The sequence below is a fragment of the Micromonospora rifamycinica genome (genome assembly GCF_900090265.1).
Taxonomy (GTDB): Bacteria; Actinomycetota; Actinomycetes; order Mycobacteriales; family Micromonosporaceae; genus Micromonospora; species Micromonospora rifamycinica.
Genome location: NZ_LT607752.1, coordinates 459,424 through 481,817, shown reverse-complemented (window position 1 = coordinate 481,817; position 22,394 = coordinate 459,424). Strand labels below are relative to the sequence as shown.

Sequence of the window (22,394 nt, the reverse complement as noted above, 5' to 3'; positions counted from 1 at the left end):
AGGGTTCCGGCACCGGTGCCGGTCTGGCGTGGACACCCGCACCGACCGGCGTCGGTGCCGGTCGGGACATTCCCGGGAACCGTCGGGGCGGCCGCTCCGACTATCTCATCGGGCGACGCCGGCACCACGCACACCGACCCACCCCGCGGGCACGGGGCGACCAACGGCTTCATTTCGACTATTCCGATCGGATGAGTATGTCTGTCACCGAGTTGTCCGGCCCGCCGAGGCCGGAACCCGCGCCACCCGCCGACCCGCCCACCCGACCGACCCGTGGCGGTTCACCGTTGGGCGCACTGCTGCTGCGGCTGCACTTCTACGCGGGGGTGCTGGTCGCTCCCTTCCTGCTGATCGCCGCGTTGACCGGGTTGGCCTACACGGTGGCTCCGCAGGTGGACGGGGTGCTCTACGGCGACCGGTTGACGGTCACCGGGGTGGGTGAGCGGCCACTGCCGGTGGCCGACCAGGTCGGGGCGGCGCGCAACGCCCACCCCGAGGGCAGCGTCACGTCGGTGCAGCCCGGTACGGGCGACCGGACCACGCGGGTGGTGTTCTCGGCACCGGAGTACGGCGAGAAGCAGCACACCGTGTACGTCGACCCGTACACGGCCCGGGTGCAGGGCCAGTTGACCACCTGGTTCGGCTCCACGCCGGCCACCACCTGGCTGGACGACCTGCACCGCAACCTGCACCTGGGGGTGGCGGGCCGGCACTACTCGGAGTTGGCCGCGAGCTGGTTGTGGGTCATCGCGCTGGGCGGGGTCGTGCTGTGGTGGCGTCGCCGCCGCGCCTCCCGGGCCACCGTGCGGCATCTGCTCGTGCCGGACCTGTCCGCCGCCCGGGGCGTCCGCCGGACCCGGGGCTGGCACGCCACCCTCGGGGTGTGGCTCACCGTCGGCCTGCTGTTCCTCTCGGCGACCGGGTTGACCTGGTCCCGGTACGCGGGGGCGAACTTCGGTGCCGGCCTCGACTCGCTCGACGCCCGCGCCCCGCAGCTCTCCACCGCCCTCACCGCCACGCCGGGCAACCCGACCGACACCGGCGGCGGCCATCACGGCATGTCCACAGGGGGCGGAGTGGTCGAGTCGGCCGCCTTCGACCGGGTGCTGACCGCCGCCCGGACGGCCGGGCTGGCCGGTCCGGTCGAGATCGCCCCGGCCCCCGAGCCGGGCTCGGCCTGGACGGTCACCCAGGTCGACAACACCTGGCCCGTCGCGAAGGACCGGGTCGCCGTCGACCCCGCCACGGCCACGGTCACCGCCCGCAGCGACTTCGCCGACTGGCCGCTGCTGGCCCAGCTCAGCGGCCTCGGCATCCAGGCCCACATGGGCGTCCTCTTCGGCCCGGTCAACCAGATCCTGCTCGCAGCGCTGGCCCTCGGGCTGCTCTGCGTCATCGTCTGGGGCTACCGCATGTGGTGGCAACGTCGACCCACCCGCAGCGACCGGCGCGCTCGCGCCGGCACCCCACCGGCCCGGGGCGGCGTCCGTGGCCTACCGCGCTGGGTCCTGCTCGTCGGCGTGCCGGTGACCGCGGCGGTCGGCTGGGCGCTGCCCCTGTTCGGGCTCACCCTGCTCGCCTTCCTCGCCGTCGACACCGTCCTGGGTGCAGTCTCCCGACGACGCCGTCCCGCCACCGCACCGGCACCCGCCGGCCGATGACCCGCGTCCGGCCGCCCCGGGATGGGCCGCCGGACGCGGACGGTCGACCCGCCGCGTCGCCGGTTCCCGACCGGTCGGCTCACATTCCACGTGGTGACGATTGACCGGTCGGGGGTCGCGCCGTTACGGTCGATCCACTATCTGCGGCGTCGCGAGGTAAGCCGGTGAGAATCCGGCGCGGTCGCGCCACTGTGAGCGGTTCCGTCGTCGACGGATCCGCGAGCCAGGACGCTCGGTCGTCCGCAGCCTTGCGATGGGGACGCGTCATCCCCGGGAAGGTTCGTGTCCCATGTCGAGTCCCACTTCCGCCCAGCCGTTGGTCCACCCCGTCGGGTCGGCCCGCGTGTGGGGGGCGGCCCTGGCCGTCGTCGCCGTACTCCTGCTGCTCACCTACCTGGTCGCGTTCGACCAGGGCGCGGTCTCGCGCAGCGGCATGTACCTGCACGAGCTCATGCACGACGGCCGGCACCTGCTCGGTGTCCCGTGCCACTGACCCCTGTCCGTCATCCCCCCACGTTCACCAGCGTCCTGCTCCGCGGTCTGCTCGCCGGTCTCGTCGCCGGCCTGCTCGCGGGGGCCTTCGGCTACCTCGTCGGTGAGCCGCGCATCGAAGCGGCCATCGCCATCGAGGAGGCGGCGACCCATGCCGGTCCGGTGGCCGACGACCACCACGCCGACGAGCTGGTCGGCCGGGACGGCCAGCGCGCCGGCCTGTTCCTGGCCACCGGTCTCTTCGGGGCCGCGATGGGTGGCCTGTTGGCGACCGCGTACCTGCTCCTGCGCCGCCGTCGGCCCGGCACCGACGACGGCCGGTCGGCGCTGCTGCTCGCCGGTGGTGCCCTGCTCGGCGCGGTGGTCGTGCCGTTCCTGAAATACCCGGCCAATCCGCCGGCGGTCGGCAACCCCGACACCATCGACCAGCGCACCGCGGCCTACCTGGCCCTGGTGGTGCTCGGCCTGGTGGCGGTCTGGTCCGGGTCGCTCGGCTACCGGTCGATCCGCGCCGACGCGCCGCCGTGGCAGCGGTTCGGGGCGGCCACCGGGGGGTTCCTGCTGGTCACCGTCGTCGGCTACGTCGTGCTGCCTGCTTTCCAGGAGGTGCCGGACGACTTCCCGGCGACCCTGCTGTGGAACTTCCGGCTGGCCGCCCTCGGCACCCAGGTGGTGCTCTGGACGGCGCTCGGCCTGCTGTTCAGCGCACTGACGGCCGGCGGCGGGCGGTCCGCCGTCGGTCAGCCCGGTGAGCCGATGATCGGCACGGGAACACCGATCCACCCGTGACCCCGACGACCGGCCTGCGGCTGGTCGCCCACGCCCATACCGCCGCCCTGCGGCGGGCGGTGTTCGGCGCGGGTGACGATGACCTGGACGAGGGCGGCCGGCGGGCCGCCCTCGCTCTGGCCGGGCAGGGACGGGGCGGGCCGCTGGGCACCGGGGAACGCTGCCTGACCAGCCCGGCGCTGGCGGCGGTGCAGACCGCGTACGCTCTCGGTCTGCACCCCACCGTCGAGGCCGCGTTGGCCGACTGCGGGTACGGCGGCTGGTCGGGGCGGAGCCTGGCGGACGTGGGTGCCCGGGAGCCGGACGCGCTGCGGCGATGGTGGGAGACACCGGAGGCCGCACCGCACGGCGGGGAGTCCCTCGTCGCGCTGCGCGAGCGGGTCGGGGCCTGGCTCGACGGCGGGCTCGGCGGGGGCGGCCGGGTGGTGGCGGTGACCCATCCGATGGTGGTCCGGGTGGCGGTCGGGCACGTGTTGCAGCTCCCGACGGCCGCCCTGTTCCGGCTCGACGTCGCCCCGCTGGCGGTGGTGCGGCTCAGCCGCTACGGCTCCCGGTGGCAGCTCCAGTTCACCGCCCCGCCGGTCGGATCCGCAGCCGGCGCACCGGCCATCGGCTGACCGCCGGGCCGGTGCCTCCGGACGCCGCCGGGTAGGGTCGCCCGGGTGACGGGTGGATCCCTGCTGCTACCGGTCGACGACCCGCTGGCGGTCGCGGTGTCCGGGGCGATCCGCGGCGGTGACCTCACCACGCTGCGGCGGCTGCTCACCGCGCACCCGGGGCTGGCCACCGCGCGCCTCGTCGACCGGCCGGCCGGCCCGGACGTCCCCGGGGTCAGGTCCCGCACGCTGCTGCACGTGGTCACCGACTGGCCGGGCCGGTTTCCGCACGGCGCCGCCACCGTGGCCGTCCTGGTCGCCGCCGGTGCCGACGTCGACGCCCGGTTCGCCGGCCCGCACCGCGAAACCCCGCTGCACTGGGCGGCCAGCTGCGACGACGTGGACGTCATCGACGCGCTCCTGGATGCCGGTGCCGACATCGAGGCGCCCGGGGGCGTGATCGGCGGGGGCACGCCGCTCGCCGACGCGCGGGCCTTCGCCCAGTGGCGGGCCGGATACCGGCTCGTCGTCCGGGGTGCCCGCACCACCCTCACCGACGCGGCCACGCTCGGCCTGCTCGACCGGGTGGAGCAGGCGTTCACCGGTGTCACCCGGCCGTCGTCGGGCGAGGTCGACGCGGCGTTCTGGGGAGCGTGTCACGGCGGTCGGCAGTCCTGCGCCGCCCATCTGTGGGAGCGGGGCGCGCGGCTCGACTGGGTGCCACCGTGGGAGCACCGCACGGCGCTGGACGCGGCCGTCCGGCGTGGTGCCGTCGAGTTGGTCCACTGGTTGCGTGCCCAGGGCGGCCGTACCGCCGCCGAGCTGGGCCACCGGCCGCCGGCCTGACAGGTCGGCGGCGTCGCCGCGCGGACCACCGACCGGGTCGACGCCACCCGACGTCGGTGGCGGCCGGCGGCACGCGACACCGGTGGCCGGCGGGGGCCGGGCGGTCCGCGCGGGCGGGGGCTACTCCCCGGCGGCCAACTGCTCCTTGGCCGCGTCGTAGTCGGCGGCGGCGGGCGCACCGGCCGGCGCGTAGATCACCCGGATCACCCCGGTCGGGTAGGCCTCGGTCGCCGTCACCCGCAGGTGGTACGGCGTGTCCCCGTCGTCGAACAACCGGCGGCCCTTGCGCGCCGCGACCGGATGCACCAGCAGCCGCAGTTCGTCGACCAGCCCGGCGGCCAACAGCTGCTGCACCACCGAGATCGAGCCGGGGATGAGGACGCCCCCCACCCCGGGGTCGTCACGCAGGGCGGTGACGGCCTCGACGAGATCCCCGTCGAGCAGCTCGGAGTTGCGCCAGGCGAGCTCCCGGGGCTGCCGCGAGGCGACCACCTTGCGCAGGTCGCCGAGCTGCTTGGCGAAGGGCGCGTCGTCGCCGCCCGCGGCCTCCCGGTCGGGCCACGCCCCGGCGAAGCTGTCGTAGGTCTCCCGGCCGAACAGCAGCACGTCGGCGGTGCCGTAGTCCTCGGTGACCGCCCGGCCCATGTTGTCGTCGAAGTACGGGAAGTGCCAGTCGGGGTCGATCTCGGCCACCCCGTCGGCCGAGGTGAACAGGGTGGAGATGACCTTTGCCATCGGAGGTTCCCTTCCAGTCGGGCGATGTCGTGCCGGATCATCACAGCATCCCAAAACTCCGCCGCGGATCCGGCCCATCCGCCGCGCGCCGTTCCTGGTCACCCCACCCGCCCCACGCCCGGCGGTGGATCGGCGGATCAGCGGGCGCGGCGGCAGATCGGCGGGTCGGCGCAGCGGCAGGTCGGCGATCGGCGGATCGGCGGGTCGGCGCAGCGGCAGGTCGGCGGAGAAATCTCGGCGGCGGGTCGGCGGAGAAATCTCGGCGGAGGTGAAACCGGGTGGCCGTGGCGGACGTCCTGACGGGTGAATCGCCCACCGGCGAGGACGACAGGTCGACGCGACCCGCCGCCCACACCACCCATCCTGAGGAGCGGACAATGTCGATGAAGCGATGGTTCACCGGCGCCGGCCTGCTGGCCCTGACCGGTGCGCTGGCCGCCTGCGCCGTGGACACCCGGCCGGGTGGCGGCGACGTGCCACCGGCCCCGGTGGAGCAGCCGGTGGTGGCCGTGCCGGCGGGGTTGTCGGCCACGCCGCCGAAGACCAGCACCGCGCCGCGTGGGTTGTCGGGCAACCGCCAGTACACGATCGTGCGGGTCGGCGCGTTCGAGGGCGGCCTGTCGCTGACCGACTCGGGGCGGCTGGCCGAGGTCGACGACGACCAGGGTCGGCAGCTCTTCGTGCCGACCCCGGTGGGCGGGCAGCGGTACCTCCTCAAGGCGTACTCGCGGTCGAGTGCCGGGCCGCTGTGCTGGCGGGTGCACAACCCGGGCAACACGCAGCCGCTGGTGGTGCAGGCCGCCACCTGCAAGGCTGACGACCCCCGCCAGCAGTTCGAGATCATGACCGCCGCCGGCACCACCCCGTCGTACCTGATCAGTAGTGCCGGGGCGTTCCTGCGCCACTCGTCCCGGTACGGTCTCATCCTCGAGGAGCTGGGCGACGCCGAGCCGACGAGCAGCTTCCGGTTCAACGACAACGGACCGGCACCCGTCGGCCGGTGACGTCGGGCCGGTCGGATCGGACGGGGGGCGGTCCCGACCGGTCCGGCCGGGCCGGGGTGGCTGAGAGGTGGACCAGATGCGACCGGGCAGGTGGAGAGCTTGATCAATGCGTGACGCCGAGGAGTTCGACGCGTTCTACGCCTCCTCGGCCCAGCGGGTGCTGGGGCAGGTGTACGCGATGGTCGGCAGCCGCACCGAGGCCGAGGACGCGGTGGCCGAGGCGTACGCCCGTGCCTGGGGGCGGTGGTCGACCGTGCGGGAGTGTGACAGCCCCGAGGCATGGGTGCGCAAGGTCGCCTACCGGGTCGCGGTGAGCGCGTGGCGCAAGGCGGTGAACCGGGTCCGGGCGCACCGCCGGGAGGCGGTCGGCCAGCAGGTCGAGGCGGTCTCCGTGGACCACGTCGCGCTGGTCGAGGCGTTGCGGCGGATCCCCGCCGAGCAGCGTCGGGTCATCGTGCTGCACCATCTGGTCGGCCTCAGTGTGACCGAGATCGCCGTGGAGACCCGGACGAATCCGAACACCGTCAAGACCCGGCTGGCCCGGGGACGCCGGGGGCTGGCCAGTTATCTGACCGGCGGCGAACACCAGACAACGGGCGGGAGGAGCCATGGAGCCTGACGACACGCTCGACGGGGCTCTGCACGGGCTGGCCCGGCACGCCCGGCAGACCGGCCGACTCGCCCCGGTCACCGAGGTCCGGCGGCGGGGCGACATCCGGCGGCGGCGTCGGCAGGTGGCGACCGCCGCGCTGGGGGTCGCCCTGGTGGGCGCGCTGGGGGCCGGTGTCACCGCGGTCCGCCTCGCCGACGCCCCGCACGGCACCCTGCCGGCCGGGCCGGACGGCCGGACGCCGGGTCCGCCGCCGGGCACCCCGTCGGTCACGCCGACCCCGGGTACCTCCCGGGCACCGGCCACCGGGGGGCCGACGGGTGGTTCGGGCAGTCCCCCGCCGAGCACGACGGGCAGTTCGGGCAGTCCCTCGTCGGGTGCGCCGCGCACCGATCCGCTGGGGCTGGGCCAGCGGCAGTTCGTGCTGATCCGGACGTCGGCCGCGGAGTCGGTGGTGTCCCTGCTCGACGACGGCGGTCTCGGAGAGGTCGACGGCGAGGAGGGGCGTCGGCTGTTCGTGTTCGTGCCGCAGAAGTCCGGTCACTATCTGGTCCGTACCGCCGAGCCGGACGCCGACGGGGACCGGGCCTGCTGGCAGGTCCAGTCGGCGGGTTCCGCTCCGCTGACCGTCGCGGCGGCCCCCTGCCTGCCGACGGAACCGCGCCAGTTGTTCTCGATCGTGGTGAGCGGCTCGGAGGGTGGCAAGCGGACCTACGCGATCAGCAACAGCTCCGCCTATCTCCAGTACTCCAGCCAGCGCGGCCTGATCCTGGAGGAGCTGGGCGACGCCACCCTGGACACGGTGTTCCGGTTCGTCGACAACGGCGCCGCGCCGCGCTCCTGACGGTTCGCCGGCCCGGGCCCGCTCACCGGCGGGGCAGGGTGGCCACCCAGCGGTCCAGTTCGGCCGGGGAGCGGAACAGCAGCACCGGCGGCGCGGTCGGGTCGGCCTGCCAGGCCCGCATCCGTCGGCGGGCCCGGGCGAACGCGCCGACGTGCCAGACCAGGATCGAGTCCCGGGACAGCACGCTGCCCAGTGACTCGCGGTTGCCGTTGCAGATCTCCTCCCCGGTCACCAGCCGGCTCAGGGTACGGCGCAGCAGCCGGCCGAACGAGCGCCAGCGCGGGTAGTCCAGGGCGACGACCAGGTCGGCGCGGGCCAGCGGCACGTCCCGCCACCCGTGGTAGGCCCCGTCGAGGATCCAGCGTTCCTCCTGGCAGATCTGGGTGATCCGGGTGCGCTGCCGGTCGACCGGCACCTCCACCCAGCCGGGTAGCCACAGCAGGTCGTCGACCGGGTGCCAGGGCAGTCGCAGCCGGTCGGCCAGCACCGCTGCCAGGGTGGACTTGCCCGCGCCGTACACCCCGTAGACCAGGATGCGGGACGGTGCGCTCATGCCGGGAGCCTACGCAGCCGGTCCGGGAACCGCTCGTCGTGACGGGGCCGCCCCGTGCGGGGCGAGGCCGGGACATCGATGCCCCTTGTAGGAATCTCCCGCCGTCCATTAGTTTGTTTAACATCCAGACCAACTAGCTCGCCCCAACCTGCGAATCCGCCACCGACCCTTCTCGAAGGGGGACCGATGACACCCCATGAACCCGGCTCGACAGCCTCGCGCCGACACTTCCTCGGCCTGGTCGGCCTCGGCACGGCCGCCATCGCCGGCGGCCCCCTGCTCGCCGGGTGCTCCGAGAAGCCGGCCGGCTCCGGCGCCGCACAGAACCTGGACTCCTACGCCGACCTGCTGCCGAGGCAGCAGGATCTCGCGCAGAGCATCAAGCCCGACATCGTCGGCACCCGACCGGTGCCCGACGGCTACACGAAGTACCCCACCTCGCTGGTCGACGCGATCACCGAGCGGCCGGGCACCAGCGGCAAGGAGGTCACCGCGATGACCCCGGCGTGGGGTCCGGCCCCACCCGGGGTCGCGCAGAGCGCCTACCTGCAGGCGGTGAACGCCGAGCTGGGCACCCCGGTCAACTTCACCATCCAGGACGGCAACACCTACGCGGACAAGCTCAACGCGATGCTCGGCGCCCGGGACGTCCCGGATCTGCTCTGCGTGCCCCAATGGGAAGTGGACAAGATCCCGCGCTTCGCCGAGGCGATCAAGGTGCTCTTCGAGGACCTCACCGACCACCTCAAGGGCGACGCGGCCAACGCGTACCCGATGCTGGCCTCGTTCCCGAGCGGGGCCTGGCGCAACTCGCTGTGGAACGAGCGGCTGATGGCCGTGCCCAACCCGACCGACGGGCCGTTCCCCTGGGCGCTGTTCACCCGCAAGGACCTGCTCGACGCGCGCGGGCTGGCGGTGCCGGCGTCGCTCGACGACCTGCTCACCGTGGCCAAGCAGGTCACCGACCCGGCCAAGAAGGTGTGGGCGTTCGACAACGTCTTCGACATGATCCAGATGTACCACAAGGTGCCGGCCTCCAAGCAGGGCTGGCGGCTGAAGGCCGACGGTACTCCGGAGTTCAAGTACGAGACCCCGGAGTACCGGCAGGCCGTCGAGGTGATGGCCAAGATCTACAAGGACGGCCTGGTCCACCCCGAGATCATCGCCACCAGAGGCGCGGACAGCGCCCAGTTGTTCGCCAAGAACGGCGCGATCGTCTTCACCCGCAACGGGGTGGGTTTCTGGCAGGGCGCCCAGGCCGAGCACCAGAAGGTCAACGCCAAGCTGAACATCCAGCCGGTGCCGGTCTTCTCCGCCACCGGCGGCGACCCGCTGGTCTGGGGCGACGACGAGCCGATCTCGTTCACCTTCGTCAAGAAGGGGGTGGGCAAGGAGCGGGTCGAGGAGCTACTGCGGATCATGAACTGGTGCTCCGCGCCGCTCGGCACGCAGGAGGCGCAGCTCCGCGACTACGGGGTGGCGGGCAAGCACCACACCAGCACGCCCAACGGGCCGGTCAAGACCGACCTGGCGTTCAAGGAGATCGCCAACCAGTACTTCTTCATCAGCGGTCGCAACCCGACCATCGGCCCGTACCCGGAGACCCCGAACTACGTGCCGGATCTCCTGAACTACTCCAACGCCATGGTGAAGTACCTGGAGAAGGACCCCTGGGACGGCGTGAAGCTGGAGATGCCGGCCGCGTACAAGGCCAACCAGGTGCCCACCGAGGACAAGATCACCGACATGCTGCGGGGCCGCCGGCCACTCTCCGACATCGACGCCATCGTGCAGGAGTGGAAGGCGAACGGGGGCGATGAAGCGCGGGAACTGCTCGCCAGGTCGCTGCCCAAGGCCGGGCGATGACCACTCGCGACACCACCGTCGTGGCCGGGTCCGACCGGACCCGGCCCGACGGGCCCACCACCCGGGCGCGGCACCGCCTGCGCCCGGCACGCGCACGCCGGGTGCCGCTGCGCACCCGGCTGCGGCGGGACTGGCAGCTGCTGGCCATGGTGACGCCCGGCTTCCTCGTCCTGCTGGTCTTCAGCTACCTGCCGATCCTGGGCAACGTCATCGCCTTCCAGGACTACAACCCCTACCTGGGGGACAACCCGTTGCAGGCGTTCGCGCGCAGCAACTGGATCGGCTTCGGGCAGTTCCAGCTGTTGTTCGAGGACTCGGCCTTCTGGGAGGCGTTCCGCAACACCCTGGCGATCACCGCCTTCCAGCTGGTCTTCTTCTTCCCGCTGCCGATCTTCCTGGCGATCATGCTGCACAACCTGCTGTCCAGCCGGTGGCGCGGCTTCGTGCAGACCGTCGTCTATCTGCCGCACTTCTTCAGCTGGGTGCTGGTGGTCAGCTTCTTCGTCGCCATGCTCGGCGGCGCCGGCCTGCTGGCGCAGACCATGCGCGACGCCGGGATGCAGCCGTGGAACGTGATGACCAACCCGGACACCTTCATCATCCTGGTCACCGCCGAGGCGGTCTGGAAGGACGTCGGCTGGGGGACCATCGTCTTCCTCGCCGCGCTGTCCACGATCGACACCAGCCTCTACGAGGCGGCGGCGGCCGATGGCGCCGGCCGATGGCGCCGGCTGTGGCACATCACCCTGCCCGGCCTGCGACCGGTGATCGTGCTGCTGCTCATCCTGCGGCTGGGCGACGCGCTCTCGGTCGGCTTCGAACAGTTCCTGCTGCAACGTGAGGCGGTGGGCCGGCAGGCCGCCGAGGTGCTCGACACGTTCGTCTACCACTTCTCCATCGCCACCGGGAACTACGGCTACGGCGCGGCGGCCGGCCTGTTCAAGGCCGCGATCGGGCTGGGCCTGATCCTGGCCGCCAACCGGGTCGCCCACCTGCTCGGCGAACGGGGGATCTACTCGAAATGACCGAGACCGTCGCACTGCGGGCCCGCACCGGACGCAACCGCCGGCCGGTGTGGGAGGAGCCACCGACCCGGATCGGCCAGGGGCTCAAGGCCACCTTCCTGGGTCTGCTCGTGCTCAGCGTGCTCTTTCCACTCTGGGTGATCCTGGTGACCAGCCTGTCCTCCCGGGAGACCCTCGCCGAGGCCGGTGGCATCGTCGTCATCCCCCGGGGCATCGACACCGCGGCCTACGAGACGATCTTCGCCGGTGGGGCGGTCACCCGGGCGCTGTGGATCAGCACGCTGGTCACCGTCATCGGCAGCGCGCTGGCGTTGACCGTGACCGTGCTGGCCGCGTACGGGTTGTCCCAGCCGCGGTCGGTGGGCTACCGGTGGCTGCTGATCTACTTCCTGGTCCCGTTCCTGGTCTATCCGCCGCTGGTGCCGAAATACCTGGTGGTGACCGGACTGGGCCTCAAGGACACCATCTGGGCGCTGATCCTGCCCCCGGCGATCAGCGTGTTCAACCTGGTGGTGGTGCGCGGCTTCTTCCAGGCCATCCCGCAGGAGCTGCTGGACAGCGCCCGGGTCGACGGGGCCAGCCACTTCCGTACCCTGGTCCGGATCGTGCTGCCGCTGTCCCGGGCGGTCATCGCGGTGGTGGGGCTGTTCTACGCGGTGAGCTACTGGAACGTCTGGTTCGACGCGCTGCTGTTCATCGACCGCAACGACATGTACCCGATCCAGCGGGTGTTGCAGAGCTACCTGCTGGCCGGCCAGGCCCCGCACACCTCCGGCGGCACCACCGGGGTGTCCATGCCACCGACCGAGGCGATCAAGATGGCGGTGGTGGTCCTCACCGTGGCCCCGATCGTCGCGGTCTACCCGTTCATCCAACGGCACTTCATCAAGGGCGTGCTGATCGGCGCCGTCAAGGGCTGACCGCGCGCCGCCCGGTCGGGGCGGGTCGGCGGCCACACCGGCCCGCGTGCGACAGTGGCTGTTTGTGAGCACCCTTGCCGTACGCGGGCTGACCCGCCGGTTCGGCGCGCTGGTCGTCCTGGACGACGTGCGCTTCCACCTCGACGCCGGGCAGGTCGCGGTCGTCGTCGGGCCGAACGGCTCGGGCAAGACCACCCTGCTGCGCTGCGTCGTCGGCGCGGACCGCCCCGACGGGGGTGAGGTGCTGCTCGACGGGCGTCGCTGCGACGAGACCGACCCCCGGGTCCGCGCGGCGGTCGCCGCCGCCCTCGACGACATCGACTTCTTTCCGGACCTGTCCGTCGTCGAGCACCTCGAACTGGTCGCCTACGCCCACGGTGGCACCGCCGACCCGGTCGAGGAGGTGCTCACCGAACTCGGTCTGCAACCGGCCCGCGACCAGCTTCCGGCGACCCTGTCCAGCGGGCAGCGCCGCCGCCTCGCCCTGGCCTCCTGCTTCGTCCGCCCACGCCGGCTGCTCGTCCTCGACGAACCGGAGCAGCGGCTCGACGTCCGGGGCCGGGCCTGGCTGACGCGGCGGCTGCTGCGGGAGAAGGCGGCCGGCACGGCGGTGTTGATGGCCTCGCACGACACCGACCTCATCGACGCGGTCGCCGACCGGCGGATCGAGATCGGCGGCTGAGGTGACCTCGACCCGGATCTCCCCGCCGCCGGTGGTCGCGCCCACCCCCCGGCACCTGCGTGCCCGGCTGCGGCAGGCCCGCCGCCGACACCATCCGGGTTCGCTGGGCGAGGTGCTCACCGACGCCTACGTGCTGGTCCTCTTCGTCGCCCTGTACGGCTGGTTCGCGGTCGCCGCGATCCGCGACCACCTGGTGACCCCGCAGGTCACCCGGACCGAGCCGGGCGACCGGTACTGGATCGCCGTCGCCGCCGTGACGGCGGGCGCCGGGCTCGCCTGGTGGGGTCTGCGGCTGATCGGACCCCTGCTGGTCACCCCCGCCACCCAGGCCTGGCTGGTCAGCTCTCCGGTGGACCGCCGGGCGTGGCTGCTCCCCCGGTTCGCCGGGCTGGCCGGCGGGAGCACCGTCGGTGCCGGGCTGCTGGCGGTCGCGGCGGCCTTCGCCGGGGGCGCCGACCACCCGGCCGACCTGGGCTGGGCGGCGCTGGCCGGGGTCACCTGCGGGGCCGCCGCGACCGGGTGGGCGGTCGTCGCCCAGAGCGCCCGCGCCACGCCCCGCTGGGCGGGCCTGCCCGCCGTCGGCCTGCCCTCCGTCGCCGCCACGATCGCGGTGCTGGTGGTGCTCGGGCACCCCGCCGGCTGGTCGCTGCCGGTGCCGCCGGTGCCGCTCACCGCCGTCGTCGGGCTGGCGCTGCTGCCGGTCGCTGTGGCGTCGACCGTCCGCGCGCTCCGCCGGCTCGGGCGGGTGGACCGGGCGGCGCTGACCACCGGGGCACAGTTCGCCAACGCCGCCACGACCGCCGCGGTGCTGCTGGATCCGTCGCTGCTCGCCGCGCTGGTGGAGGGCCGCCGGTGGCGCTCGGTCGGGCTGGTGCGCGGTCGACGGTTCCGCGCCGGTGGCCGGTTCCCGGTGCTGCTCCAGGCGGAGGTACGCCGGTTGTCGCGCCGCCGGGGCGCCCTGGTCGGCTGGGCCGGGGCGCTGCTGACCATGTACGCCGTCGCGGTGGCACTGCCGTCGATCGCCGGTCCCGCGCACGTGGTCCTGGCGTACCTGGCGACCGGTCGGTTGACCGGCGGGCTCCGGGCGGTCAGCCGCTCCCCGGGCCTGCGGCGGTCCCTCGGCGGCGGCGACGCGGTGCTGCGGCTGGCGCACCTCGTGGTGCCAGCGGTCGGTGCCACGCTCTGGTACCTGGCCACCCTGCCCGCCCTGCGGCCGGTCCCCGTTCCGCTCGACGCGGTGCTGCTGCCCGGGGTGGTGGCGGCGGCCTTCTGGGCCGGCACCCGCCCGCCCATGCGGTACGGCGGGGCGATGGTCAACACCCCGTTCGCGATGGTGCCGGTCGACCTGGTCCGTCAGGTGTCGCGCGGCCCGGACCTGGTGGCCGTGCTGGTGGTCGTCCAGCTGCTGTGGGGGTGACGTCGCCGGTCGGGCCGGCGGGCGACGGGCCGGGCCGATCCGGACGGCCGGTCAGTCGGGTGGCAGGCAGACCTTCCCGGTGAACGCCGGGTCGGGTTGCCGGTTACCCGCCCAGGCCGGGTTCGCCGCGATCGGCAACGGCGGTGCCTGCCAGCCGGCGGCGAAGCTCTGGAGCAGCGGGTACTCGGCCCGGGTCTGGGCGATCGGTTCGCCGAGCAGGAAATCGATCAACCGGTCCTGGACCAGCCGGCGGTCCAGCAGGCCGCCGTGCACGCCGGGGATCTGGAAGACCGGGATGCGGCTGTACTCGCCGGGGGGTGCCTCGGTGGCGGTCGCGGTGGGCAGGAAGGCGACGATCCGGACGCCCGGCACCGGGCACATCAGCTGGTTGCGGTAGAACGGGGCGTCGTCGAGCAGGGAGCGGATGAACGGCTCGTCCGGCCCACCACCCACCTCGGCCAGCCCGAAGATGAGCCGCAGCTGCCACCCGGTGACCACCCCCCAGCCCTGCTCGTGGTGCGGAGGCGGGTAGTAGGCCCGGCCGGCGTAGATCAACGGGCTGAACATGACGAGGATGTCGACCGCGGGATCGGGCCGGCGGGCGAGGTAGGTGCGGGCCACCATCGCCCCCTCGCTCTCCCCGATCAGCGCCACCCGCCGCCCGGTGCGCCGGTGCAGCCCGTCCACCTGCCGGGCGAGCAGCGACACGCTGTCCGCCATCGATCTGGTGGTGTCCGCCGACCGGTACGCCAGCGGCCTGCCGTCGGGGTCGAGCCCCCGGTAGGAGAACCGCTGCACCCGGGGATCGGACGGCTGCTCGCCGCCGTAGTCGGAGCCGTAGCCGGTGAGCACGATCACCGCGTGGGTCACCTGGGACGGCAGCGGTCGTTCCAGCACCGCCGTCCTGATCCACTGCTCGTTGCCCGGGACCAGCTCGGTCACCGGGGGGATGGCCAGCGGCACGGCGACCGCCAGCAGCGCCGCCAGCGGGGTCACCGGCACCCGTGCCCAGCGCAGCCGCGACGGCAGCAGCGCCGCCCGGACCGTCCGGCTCCACAGCAGCCCGTTGATCGTCCCGGCCACCCCGGCCACCGGCACCGTCCACCAGCCGGGCGTACGCCAGCACAGGGCACCGGCCAGGGTGAGCACCACGAAGTTCAACAGCGACCAGCCCACCAGCGAGATCGACGGCAGCCCCCGCCACCAGTGCTCCACCACGGCCACCCGTTGCAGGAACGGCGCGAGCAGGAACATCGGCAGCAGCGACGCCAGCAGCACCCAGGACAGCGCCACCACCGACGCCGCGACCGAGATCGCCGCCCACGGCGCGACGAACACGCCGACCAGCACACCGAGCGCGACGTTACGCCGCAGCAGCCACCCCAGCGACGGCCGGGGCACCCCGGCCGGCCAGGCCAGCACCACCAGGCCGGTGGTGAACAGGCCCCGGGCGACCAGCACGTACCCCAGCCAGAGCACGAACCCCCACCACGTGCGGTGGTAGACGTAGAGCCACCGCAGATCGTGGTACGTGTCGTAGGGCCACAAGGCGGTGACCTGCGGCGGAACCCCCTCGGCGGCCCGGAATCCGAGGGCGACCAGCACGGTGGCCTCGATCATCGGCATCAGGCCGGTCAGCAGCAGCAGCCCGGCGAACCTCCGGTTCACGACCACCCCGTTCCGCCGCACCGTGCACGATCGCCTCCCTCGCAGGCTCCACCGGAACAGGGGCCGGCGTCGGCGAATCCGGCACATTGCCCCGGTTCGGCCGACGCCGGCCCCGGCCGCGTCGCGTCACTGGGCCAGGCAGGTGCCCCCGTTGAACTGGAACGCGGCGGGGCGCGGGTTACCGGACCCGAAGGTGCCCTGGACGCCGAAGCTGACCGTGCCGTTCTGCGGCACCGTGCCGTTCCAGCTGGCGTTGCGGGCGGTGACGGCGGCACCCGACTGGGTGACCTGCGCGTTCCAGGCGTTGGTGATCCGCTGGTCGGCGGCGAACGTCCAGGTCAGGGTCCAGCCGGTCACCGGGGTGCCCAGGTTGGTGATCGACACTTCGGCGGTGAAGCCGCCGCTCCACTGGTTGGCCTGCCAGCCGACCCGGCACGAGACCGGCGGCGGGGTGGTGGTGGGCGGGGGCGTCGTCGGCGGCGGCGTGGTGGTCGGGGGCGTCGTCGGCGGCGGCGTGGTGGGGGGCGGCGTGGTGTCCCGTGGGGGGAAGCGCAGGATCCGGTCGTCGGTCGCCGCCGGGGTGCCCCGTCCGTCCCGGTTGCTGGTGGTGACCCAGAGCCAGCCGTCCGGCCCGTACTCGACGGTCCGCAGGCGTCCGTAGACGCCGGTCAGCTCGGCGGTCGGGGTGCCGACCCCACCGGTCCCGGTGAGCGGCACGGTCCACAGCCGGGTGCCGCGCAGGGCGGCGACGAAGAGCCGGTTGCCGGCGATCGCCGCGCCGCTCGGGGAGGCCTCCGCGGTCGACCACACCACCAGCGGGTCACGGAACCGGGGGTCGTTGCCCCGGCCCTCGACGGTGGGCCAGCCGTAGTTGCCGCCGGCCACGATGAGGTTGACCTCGTCCCAGGTGTTCTGCCCGAACTCGGCGGCGTGCAGCCGCCCCTGGGCGTCCCAGGCCAGGCCCTGCACGTTGCGGTGGCCGAGGCTGTAGACCAGGGAGCCGGCCGTCGGGTTGTCCGCCGGCACCGACCCGTCCGGCCGCATCCGGAGGATCTTGCCGTTGCGGCTCTGCGGGTTCTGCGCGTTGGCCGTCTGCCCCGCGTCACCGACGCCGGCGTAGAGCATCCCGTCCGGCCCGAAGGCGATCCGGCCGCCGTTGTGGGTGCTGGCGCGGGCCAGCCCGGTGAGGACCGGCTCCTGGTTCTGTGGCGCGCTGAGCCGGAACCGGACGATCCGGTTGTCCGTGGAGGTGGTGAGGTAGACGTAGACGTACCCGTCCTGGGCGTACCCGGGAGAGACCGCCAGGCCGAGCAGCCCGCCCTCGCCGGTGGCGTTCACGCCGGCGATCTGGGCCACCTGCTCGGGCGTCTGACCGGGACGGACCCGCAGCACCTGGCCCGAGTTGCGCAACGCCGTCAGGGCGCTGCCGTCGGGCAGGAAGTCCATCCCCCAGGGGACCGTCAGACCACTGGCCACCACCTGCGGACGGGTGAAGTCGAAGTCGCCCACGGCCAGGGCGGCGACCCCCGGCGGCGGTGCGGCCGGCGCGGCCCCGGCGAGCGTCGCGGTGCCGACGCCGGCCACGGCGAGACCCGCCACGACCGTCGCCGCCACCATCGGACGGAGTCTCACGTCGGGCACCTCCAGCTCATTGAACGATTCTCGTCAATATAGCTGGTACCGGTGTACCCGCCACCGGGAGCGGCCCGCCGGCCCGGTGGTCACGCGGCGGAACGGCGGGAGGCCCCCTCCGGCACACCGGCCAGGCCGGCGTACCGGCCCCGGTGGTAGAGCAGCGGCGACCCGACCCCGGGGTGCCGGATCAGCTCCGGCTCGGCCAGCACGATCGCGTGGTCCCCGACGGTCACCCGCTCGACCACCCGGCAGAGCAGCCAGGCCAGGGTGTCGTCGAGGATCGGCACCCCCTCCGGCCCGACCCGCCACCGGGTCGGTGCGGCGAACCGGTCGATGCCGCTGGTGGCGAAGGTACGAGCCAACTCCTGCTGGTGGCCGGCGAGCAGGTGCACCGCCAGGTGCCGGGTCCGGGACATGGTGGCCCAGCTCGACGCGCCGAGGTTCAGGCAGAACGACACGATCGGCGGGGTCAGCGATACCGAGGTGAACGAGGTGGCGGTGAAGCCGACCGCCGGCGCGCCGGGCGCGGTGATCACCGTGACGGTGCTGGCCTGGTGCCGCAGCACCGTACGCAGCGTGTCCGCGTCGGCCTCGACCGGCGGTGGGAGAGCGTCGGGCACGGTCATCTCACGGGCCTCCTGCGGGCGGATCGGACGGCACGGCCGTTCAGACGGTGGTGGGGGGTCCGGGACAGCGGTGCGCGGCGACCCGCATCAGGTCGACGACCGGCAGGAGGTGGAGCGCCTGACGAGCAGCATGGATGGATTTTCCTATCCCCGGGATAGGACTTCAAGCCCCGCGGGGACGCCGGTGCCGGCCAGCCGTCGTCCCCCGGTCGTCCGCCGTACCGGCCCGGTCGACCCGACGGCGGCACGATCTCCGCCACCCGGACCACTCGTACCCCTGCCACCTGCGGCGACGATCCGTCGGCCGGCAACGGGTCACCGCCGCAGGGTGAGGGTGACCGTGCCGGTGGCCGCCCCCGACGGGTCCACCACGACGGTGTAGACACCGCTGTCCGGCAGGACCGTCGCCCCGATGCCACCGACGCCGTCGACCACACAGCCGGCCCCGAGCACCGCACCCCCGGCGTCGCGCAACTCCAGCGGAGAGCACTGGTCGGGCAGGGTGGCGGCGGTGGCCGTCACGGTCACCGACGTGCCGGCCGTACCGGTGAACCGGTAGCTCCGCACCGCGCCGGGCCGGTCGAGCGCCGCGACGACCGGCGGGCCGTCGACGGTGATCGCGCCGACCTGGTCGCGGGTGGCGAACAGCCGCAGCGCGACCGTGCCGACGGTACGGTCCACCGGATCCACCAGCACCGTGTACGTGCCGTCGGCGGGCAGGACCGTGCCGTCCACGTCGCCGCTGCCGTTGACGACACAGCCGCTGCCCAGCCGCGTTCCCTGCGGGCCGAGCAGCTCCAGCGGGGAGCACTGGTCCGGCAGGGTGCTCTCCGGCACCTCGACGAAGACCCGCTGACCGGCGACCCCGGTGAACCGGTACCGGGCCCGACCGCCCGGATCGACGATCGCCGCGGAGACCGCCGGCGCGTCCGGGCGCAGCGTACCGGTGACGTCCCGGGCCAGGTAGACCCGCACGGCGGCCCGCCCGGTACCGTCGGCGGCGTCGTCGAGGGCCACCGTGTACGTGCCGTCGACGGTGAGGTCGGTGCGGTCGATGTGACCACGGCCGGCGACCTGGCAGCCGCTGGCCAGCTCGGTGCCGGTCGGGTCGAACAGCCGGTACGGGGAACACCCGTCGGCCAGGCCGGGCGCGGTGACGTCGACGAAGACGGCGTCGCCGGCCCGGCCGGGGAAGGCCAGCGGGCTACCGCCCGGGATCAGCGTCCCGGTGGCGACCGGGGTCGCGGCGATCGGCGCGGCGGCCGGTGGGGCGATCCGTTCGGTGCCGACGCCGCTGACCGCGAACTCGGGGCGGCCGGTCACCCCGACGTCGAGGACGCACTCGGCGAGCTGCCACGGGTCGGTGATGCCGGCCCACCGGCACACCTGCTCGGCCTGACTCCGCCGCGCCGGATCCAGGTCGGCCACGCTCACCGCCTCCGCCGGGAAGGCGCGGTCGGTGAACGAGGCGGTGTCCCGGCCGTCGGGGTAGCTGAACAGGGAGGTGTCCCGGGTGACCCGCCAGCCGTCCGCGTACGACGGGTGGAGCTTGTCGAACGGCACCGGTTGGGCCAGCGGGGCGCCGGCGGGGGTGGCGACGTCGTCGGTCGGGTCGCCGTCGAAGTCGCCGAGCAGCCCTCGCACCTTCCCGGCCCGGCCCGGGGCGAGCTTCGCCAGCACCCGGTAGCCGTACGGGCCGATCTGGTCGACGGCGACGGCGGAGCCGTCGGGCCAGCCCAGGTCGTACCCGTCGGCCTCCCCGGTGTCGGAGCCACGGCGGGTGAGCGTGCCGCCGCCGGGCAGTGGGGTGCGCCCCGGGGCCGGCACCAGGACGGCGTCGTCGACGCGTACCTCGGTGTCGCCGTCGACCAGGGTGAGGGCGACCCGGTGCGCGCCGATCCGGACGGCGACCGCCGTGTTGACCGACACCGTCCGTGAGTCCCCCATCGGGCTCTGCCGGGCCTGGACCGTGAGGGGTTCCCCCGCCGTCGAGTCGACCAGCACGAACTCGCCGACGGCCTGGAAGTCGTAGTAGTGCCGGTCGAAGGTCACCAGGTGCGGGTCGCCGTTGCTGCCGCCGCAGTCCGCCCCGTCCTCGCAGAGCTTGACCGGCCCCTTCGGCGGTGGGGTCTTCTTCGCCGGCTTCCTGCACTCGTCGAAGCTCTTGGGCAGAGTCTTGCCGTCGTACTCGGTGCGCGGCGGCAGGCCCTTGGCCGCCCGGTACCTGTTCTCCGCCAGGGTCGCCTTGACCTCGGCCGCCTTGATCCCGGTGCCCCCGCAGTCCCCCTTCGGCACGCTGTCACGGGAGATGTCGTCGGAGTGGTTCAGCTCGTGGTAGAGCGCCGCGCAGGGATCCCGGGCGACGCCGTCGCCGTACGGCTCGACCGAGGTCGGGTTCCAGGTCACCGTGGACGAGCCCTTGCCGTCCTTGCTGTCCGGGGTCTCGAAGGAGCCGGAGCCGCCGGGGGTGGGGATGATCCGAACCCGGGGTGTCGTGGCGTCCTTGAGCCGGGGCAGGATGCCCGCCGGGTCACCGCCGGCCGCCGCGAACCCCTGGAGGCAGCCGTCCACGGCCGCCTGGAAGTCGACGCCGCTGACCGGCACCCCGGCGGTGGGGTCGACCTGGTAGTCGGCCCGGGCCGGTCGGCCGGTGCCGCCGACGACGGTCCCGACGCCGACGAGCACCAGGGCCACCGTGGCGGCGGCCGGGCGGCGGCGACCACGCAGCAGCACCGCCGACGCCCCGACGACCAGCACCAGCAGCGCACCGCCGAGCAGCCAGGGCCACCGCCGCTGAGGCACCGGGGTGCCGTCGCCGACGGTGAAGCTGACGGTCCGCAGTCCCGTCGCCCCCGGGCAGGGGTCGTCGAGCCCGGTCACCGGCAGGGTCGTGTAGCCCGCCGTCACCTCGTAGCGTCCGGGTGCCCCGACCGGCCAGCGGGTGTCCAGCCCGCCACCGTCGGGGGTCGCCGCCACCGACCGCAGCACCACGGCACCGGCGTCGTCGCCGTCGTGCGTCCGGACACCGACCAGCGGCACGGTCGCCGTCCCCCCGGGTGCCACGGTCGCCGTGCCGGCGGTGGCGGCGGCCGCGATGCCGTCGCCGTAGAAGCTGCGGCCGAGGGCCGGGACCAGTTCGTGTCCGTCCCGGCGGACCGAGGTCACCCGCACCGTTCCGTCGGCGACCGTGGCCAGCGCGCAGGTCGCGCCGGTGGCGTTGCTCACCGTCAGCGTCAGGCGGATCTGCTCGCCCGGCAGGTACCGGGGCGCGGCGGTCCGCAGCTCCAGCCCGAGGCCCGTACCGGCCGGCCCGGCGTGGGCCGGGGCCGGCCCCGACGCCAGGGCCGCCACGAGGACGACGAGCCCAGCGCCGAGTCGCACGATCACCGTCATGGCCGGCACTCTAGGACCGGGGTTCCCGGAATCCCCCGCGACTGTCGCGGATCGGTCGCCGCCGCGCCGGCCGGAACCCGGTGGACGGCCGTCCACCGGGTTCCGATGGCCGTCCACCGGCTTCCGACGGTTATCCGGAGACGACCTCGCGCAGCCGGGCGGCGAAGCCGGCCGGGTCGTCGGCGAAGCCCAGGTGCCCGCCGGGGAACATGGTGGGCGGCACCCCCAGCGCGGCGGCCAGCGCCCGGGAGCTGCGGTCGCACAGCTCCCCGGCCGAATCCGCGCCGAGGCCCACCAGGACCCGGGTGGGGCCGTCACGCAGCGCGGCGACGTCCGGTTCGTAGCGGGTGGTGCCCTGGAGGGTGTGCAGGTACTGGTAGCGCTCGTCGGCGGCGTCCTGCGCGTCCGGCGTGTGACCGAACATGCCCTGGATCATCTCCTCCGGCATGGTGATGTTGGCGTTGGCGAGGAACAGGCGCCATGCGCCCAGCCGGTCCCCGCGCCGGTAGGTGGCGACCATCTCGTCCTCCCGGGCGAGGAGTTCGGCCCGGTCGTCGAGCAGGAGCAGCAACGGCGGTTCGTGCGCGATCACGGTGTGCGCCGCCTGCGGGTGGTGCTGGGCCAGTGCCAGCACGGTGACCGCGCCACCGCTGGAGCCGAGCACCGTCGCCGGTCCGGCGTCCAGGTGGGCGAGCAGCCGGGCCAGGTCGCCGGCGCGCAGCACGGGCGTGGAGTCCTGCTCGGGGTCGTGCAGCCGGCTGTGGCGGATGCCCCGCGGGTCGGTGGTGAGCACGGTGTGGTCGGTGGCGAGCAGGTCGGCCAGGGGGCCGAAGGCCCGCGCGTCCATCGGGGCGGCGACCAGCGCCACCAGCGGACCGCTGCCGCGTACCTCGAAGTACAGCGTCCCGTCCGGGACGTCGAGGGTGGCGGTGGTCACTGGCATCGTGGCGGGACTGCTCATCTCGGGGTCCTCCGGGTGTCCAGGTGTGGTGCTTACCCGGTACAGACTCCCCGCGGGCGGCGGAATCGTCG

At 73.8% G+C, this 22,394-nt stretch carries 20 protein-coding genes, 1 pseudogene and 1 riboswitch; of the genes and pseudogenes, 13 read left to right on the top strand and 8 right to left on the bottom strand.

Features of this window, described 5'->3' with window-relative positions; genetic code table 11:
* Window positions 1-197: 197 nt before the first annotated feature.
* The 5 genes from GA0070623_RS02005 to GA0070623_RS01985 all read left to right on the top strand — a co-directional run bounded on the left by GA0070623_RS02005 (window position 198) and on the right by GA0070623_RS01985 (window position 4,384).
* Entirely contained in the window at window positions 198-1,661 is a 1,464-nt protein-coding gene (locus GA0070623_RS02005) for a PepSY-associated TM helix domain-containing protein (protein WP_067311179.1), read from the top strand.
* A gap of 113 nt (window positions 1,662-1,774) precedes the next feature.
* Window positions 1,775-1,916: riboswitch (cobalamin riboswitch) on the top strand.
* Window positions 1,917-1,950: 34 nt separating this feature from the next.
* Window positions 1,951-2,154 carry a CbtB domain-containing protein gene (locus GA0070623_RS02000; RefSeq protein WP_084261432.1) on the top strand — a complete coding sequence of 68 codons (204 nt, stop codon included), beginning with the start codon at window positions 1,951-1,953 and terminating at the stop codon, window positions 2,152-2,154.
* The gene (locus tag GA0070623_RS01995; RefSeq protein ID WP_067311176.1) at window positions 2,145-2,942 is read left to right on the top strand and encodes a CbtA family protein; all 798 of its coding nucleotides are present in this window, start codon (window positions 2,145-2,147) and stop codon (window positions 2,940-2,942) included. Before GA0070623_RS02000 ends, GA0070623_RS01995 begins: the two co-directional genes overlap by 10 nt.
* Window positions 2,939-3,559, top strand: a complete 621-nt coding sequence (locus GA0070623_RS01990; protein WP_197700032.1) for a histidine phosphatase family protein — start codon at window positions 2,939-2,941, stop codon at window positions 3,557-3,559. Before GA0070623_RS01995 ends, GA0070623_RS01990 begins: the two co-directional genes overlap by 4 nt.
* Before the next feature lie 45 nt (window positions 3,560-3,604).
* A complete protein-coding gene (locus GA0070623_RS01985) occupies window positions 3,605-4,384 on the top strand; it encodes an ankyrin repeat domain-containing protein (RefSeq protein ID WP_197700031.1) in 780 nt (259 codons plus the stop codon).
* A 120-nt stretch (window positions 4,385-4,504) separates the two neighbouring features.
* Here the strand turns inward: GA0070623_RS01985 and GA0070623_RS01980 are convergent, their stop codons facing one another.
* Complete coding sequence (locus tag GA0070623_RS01980) at window positions 4,505-5,119, bottom strand: dihydrofolate reductase family protein (protein WP_067311174.1); 615 nt, start codon at window positions 5,117-5,119, stop codon at window positions 4,505-4,507.
* Between the two features lie 377 nt (window positions 5,120-5,496).
* On the opposite strand from GA0070623_RS01980, the gene GA0070623_RS01975 reads away from it, so the two are divergent.
* From GA0070623_RS01975 to GA0070623_RS01965, 3 genes are all read left to right on the top strand, one after another.
* Window positions 5,497-6,123 carry a hypothetical protein gene (locus GA0070623_RS01975; protein ID WP_067311171.1) on the top strand — a complete coding sequence of 209 codons (627 nt, stop codon included), beginning with the start codon at window positions 5,497-5,499 and terminating at the stop codon, window positions 6,121-6,123.
* A gap of 106 nt (window positions 6,124-6,229) precedes the next feature.
* On the top strand, window positions 6,230-6,742 hold the full coding sequence (locus tag GA0070623_RS01970; protein ID WP_067311168.1) for an RNA polymerase sigma factor: 513 nt from the start codon (window positions 6,230-6,232) through the stop codon (window positions 6,740-6,742).
* Window positions 6,732-7,577 (top strand): hypothetical protein, encoded by an 846-nt coding sequence (locus GA0070623_RS01965; protein WP_067311166.1) that lies wholly within the window; start codon window positions 6,732-6,734, stop codon window positions 7,575-7,577. The genes GA0070623_RS01970 and GA0070623_RS01965 overlap by 11 nt, the downstream gene beginning before the upstream one ends.
* A gap of 22 nt (window positions 7,578-7,599) precedes the next feature.
* Here GA0070623_RS01965 and GA0070623_RS01960 read toward each other — a convergent pair whose 3' ends face one another.
* A complete protein-coding gene (locus GA0070623_RS01960; protein WP_067311163.1) occupies window positions 7,600-8,130 on the bottom strand; it encodes a P-loop NTPase family protein in 531 nt (176 codons plus the stop codon).
* 186 nt (window positions 8,131-8,316) lie between these two features.
* Between GA0070623_RS01960 and GA0070623_RS01955 the strand changes: the two genes are divergently transcribed.
* The 5 genes from GA0070623_RS01955 to GA0070623_RS01935 all read left to right on the top strand — a co-directional run bounded on the left by GA0070623_RS01955 (window position 8,317) and on the right by GA0070623_RS01935 (window position 14,040).
* Window positions 8,317-9,996: an extracellular solute-binding protein gene (locus GA0070623_RS01955; protein ID WP_067311160.1), complete on the top strand. Its 1,680-nt coding sequence runs from the start codon at window positions 8,317-8,319 to the stop codon at window positions 9,994-9,996.
* Window positions 9,993-11,021 (top strand): ABC transporter permease, encoded by a 1,029-nt coding sequence (locus GA0070623_RS01950; RefSeq protein WP_067311157.1) that lies wholly within the window; start codon window positions 9,993-9,995, stop codon window positions 11,019-11,021. Before GA0070623_RS01955 ends, GA0070623_RS01950 begins: the two co-directional genes overlap by 4 nt.
* A complete protein-coding gene (locus tag GA0070623_RS01945) occupies window positions 11,018-11,941 on the top strand; it encodes a carbohydrate ABC transporter permease (RefSeq protein ID WP_067311154.1) in 924 nt (307 codons plus the stop codon). Before GA0070623_RS01950 ends, GA0070623_RS01945 begins: the two co-directional genes overlap by 4 nt.
* Before the next feature lie 64 nt (window positions 11,942-12,005).
* Window positions 12,006-12,623, top strand: coding sequence for an ABC transporter ATP-binding protein (locus tag GA0070623_RS01940; protein WP_231932622.1), 618 nt, complete (start codon window positions 12,006-12,008; stop codon window positions 12,621-12,623).
* A gap of 1 nt (window position 12,624) precedes the next feature.
* A complete protein-coding gene (locus GA0070623_RS01935; RefSeq protein WP_067311152.1) occupies window positions 12,625-14,040 on the top strand; it encodes a DUF6297 family protein in 1,416 nt (471 codons plus the stop codon).
* A 51-nt stretch (window positions 14,041-14,091) separates the two neighbouring features.
* Here GA0070623_RS01935 and GA0070623_RS01930 read toward each other — a convergent pair whose 3' ends face one another.
* The 6 genes and pseudogenes from GA0070623_RS01930 to GA0070623_RS01910 all read right to left on the bottom strand — a co-directional run bounded on the left by GA0070623_RS01930 (window position 14,092) and on the right by GA0070623_RS01910 (window position 22,323).
* The gene (locus tag GA0070623_RS01930) at window positions 14,092-15,795 is read right to left on the bottom strand and encodes an alpha/beta hydrolase family protein (RefSeq protein WP_172898360.1); all 1,704 of its coding nucleotides are present in this window, start codon (window positions 15,793-15,795) and stop codon (window positions 14,092-14,094) included.
* Window positions 15,796-15,834: 39 nt separating this feature from the next.
* Window positions 15,835-16,092: a cellulose binding domain-containing protein gene (locus GA0070623_RS31610; protein ID WP_067311149.1), complete on the bottom strand. Its 258-nt coding sequence runs from the start codon at window positions 16,090-16,092 to the stop codon at window positions 15,835-15,837.
* Between the two features lie 165 nt (window positions 16,093-16,257).
* Window positions 16,258-17,325, bottom strand: a pseudogene (locus tag GA0070623_RS01925) (PQQ-dependent sugar dehydrogenase); the annotation flags it as partial.
* A gap of 104 nt (window positions 17,326-17,429) precedes the next feature.
* The gene (locus tag GA0070623_RS01920; protein WP_067313949.1) at window positions 17,430-17,969 is read right to left on the bottom strand and encodes a flavin reductase family protein; all 540 of its coding nucleotides are present in this window, start codon (window positions 17,967-17,969) and stop codon (window positions 17,430-17,432) included.
* A gap of 315 nt (window positions 17,970-18,284) precedes the next feature.
* Complete coding sequence (locus GA0070623_RS01915; protein WP_067313950.1) at window positions 18,285-21,362, bottom strand: VWD domain-containing protein; 3,078 nt, start codon at window positions 21,360-21,362, stop codon at window positions 18,285-18,287.
* A gap of 130 nt (window positions 21,363-21,492) precedes the next feature.
* Window positions 21,493-22,323, bottom strand: a complete 831-nt coding sequence (locus GA0070623_RS01910; RefSeq protein WP_067313952.1) for an alpha/beta fold hydrolase — start codon at window positions 22,321-22,323, stop codon at window positions 21,493-21,495.
* Between the last annotated feature and the right edge of the window lie 71 nt (window positions 22,324-22,394).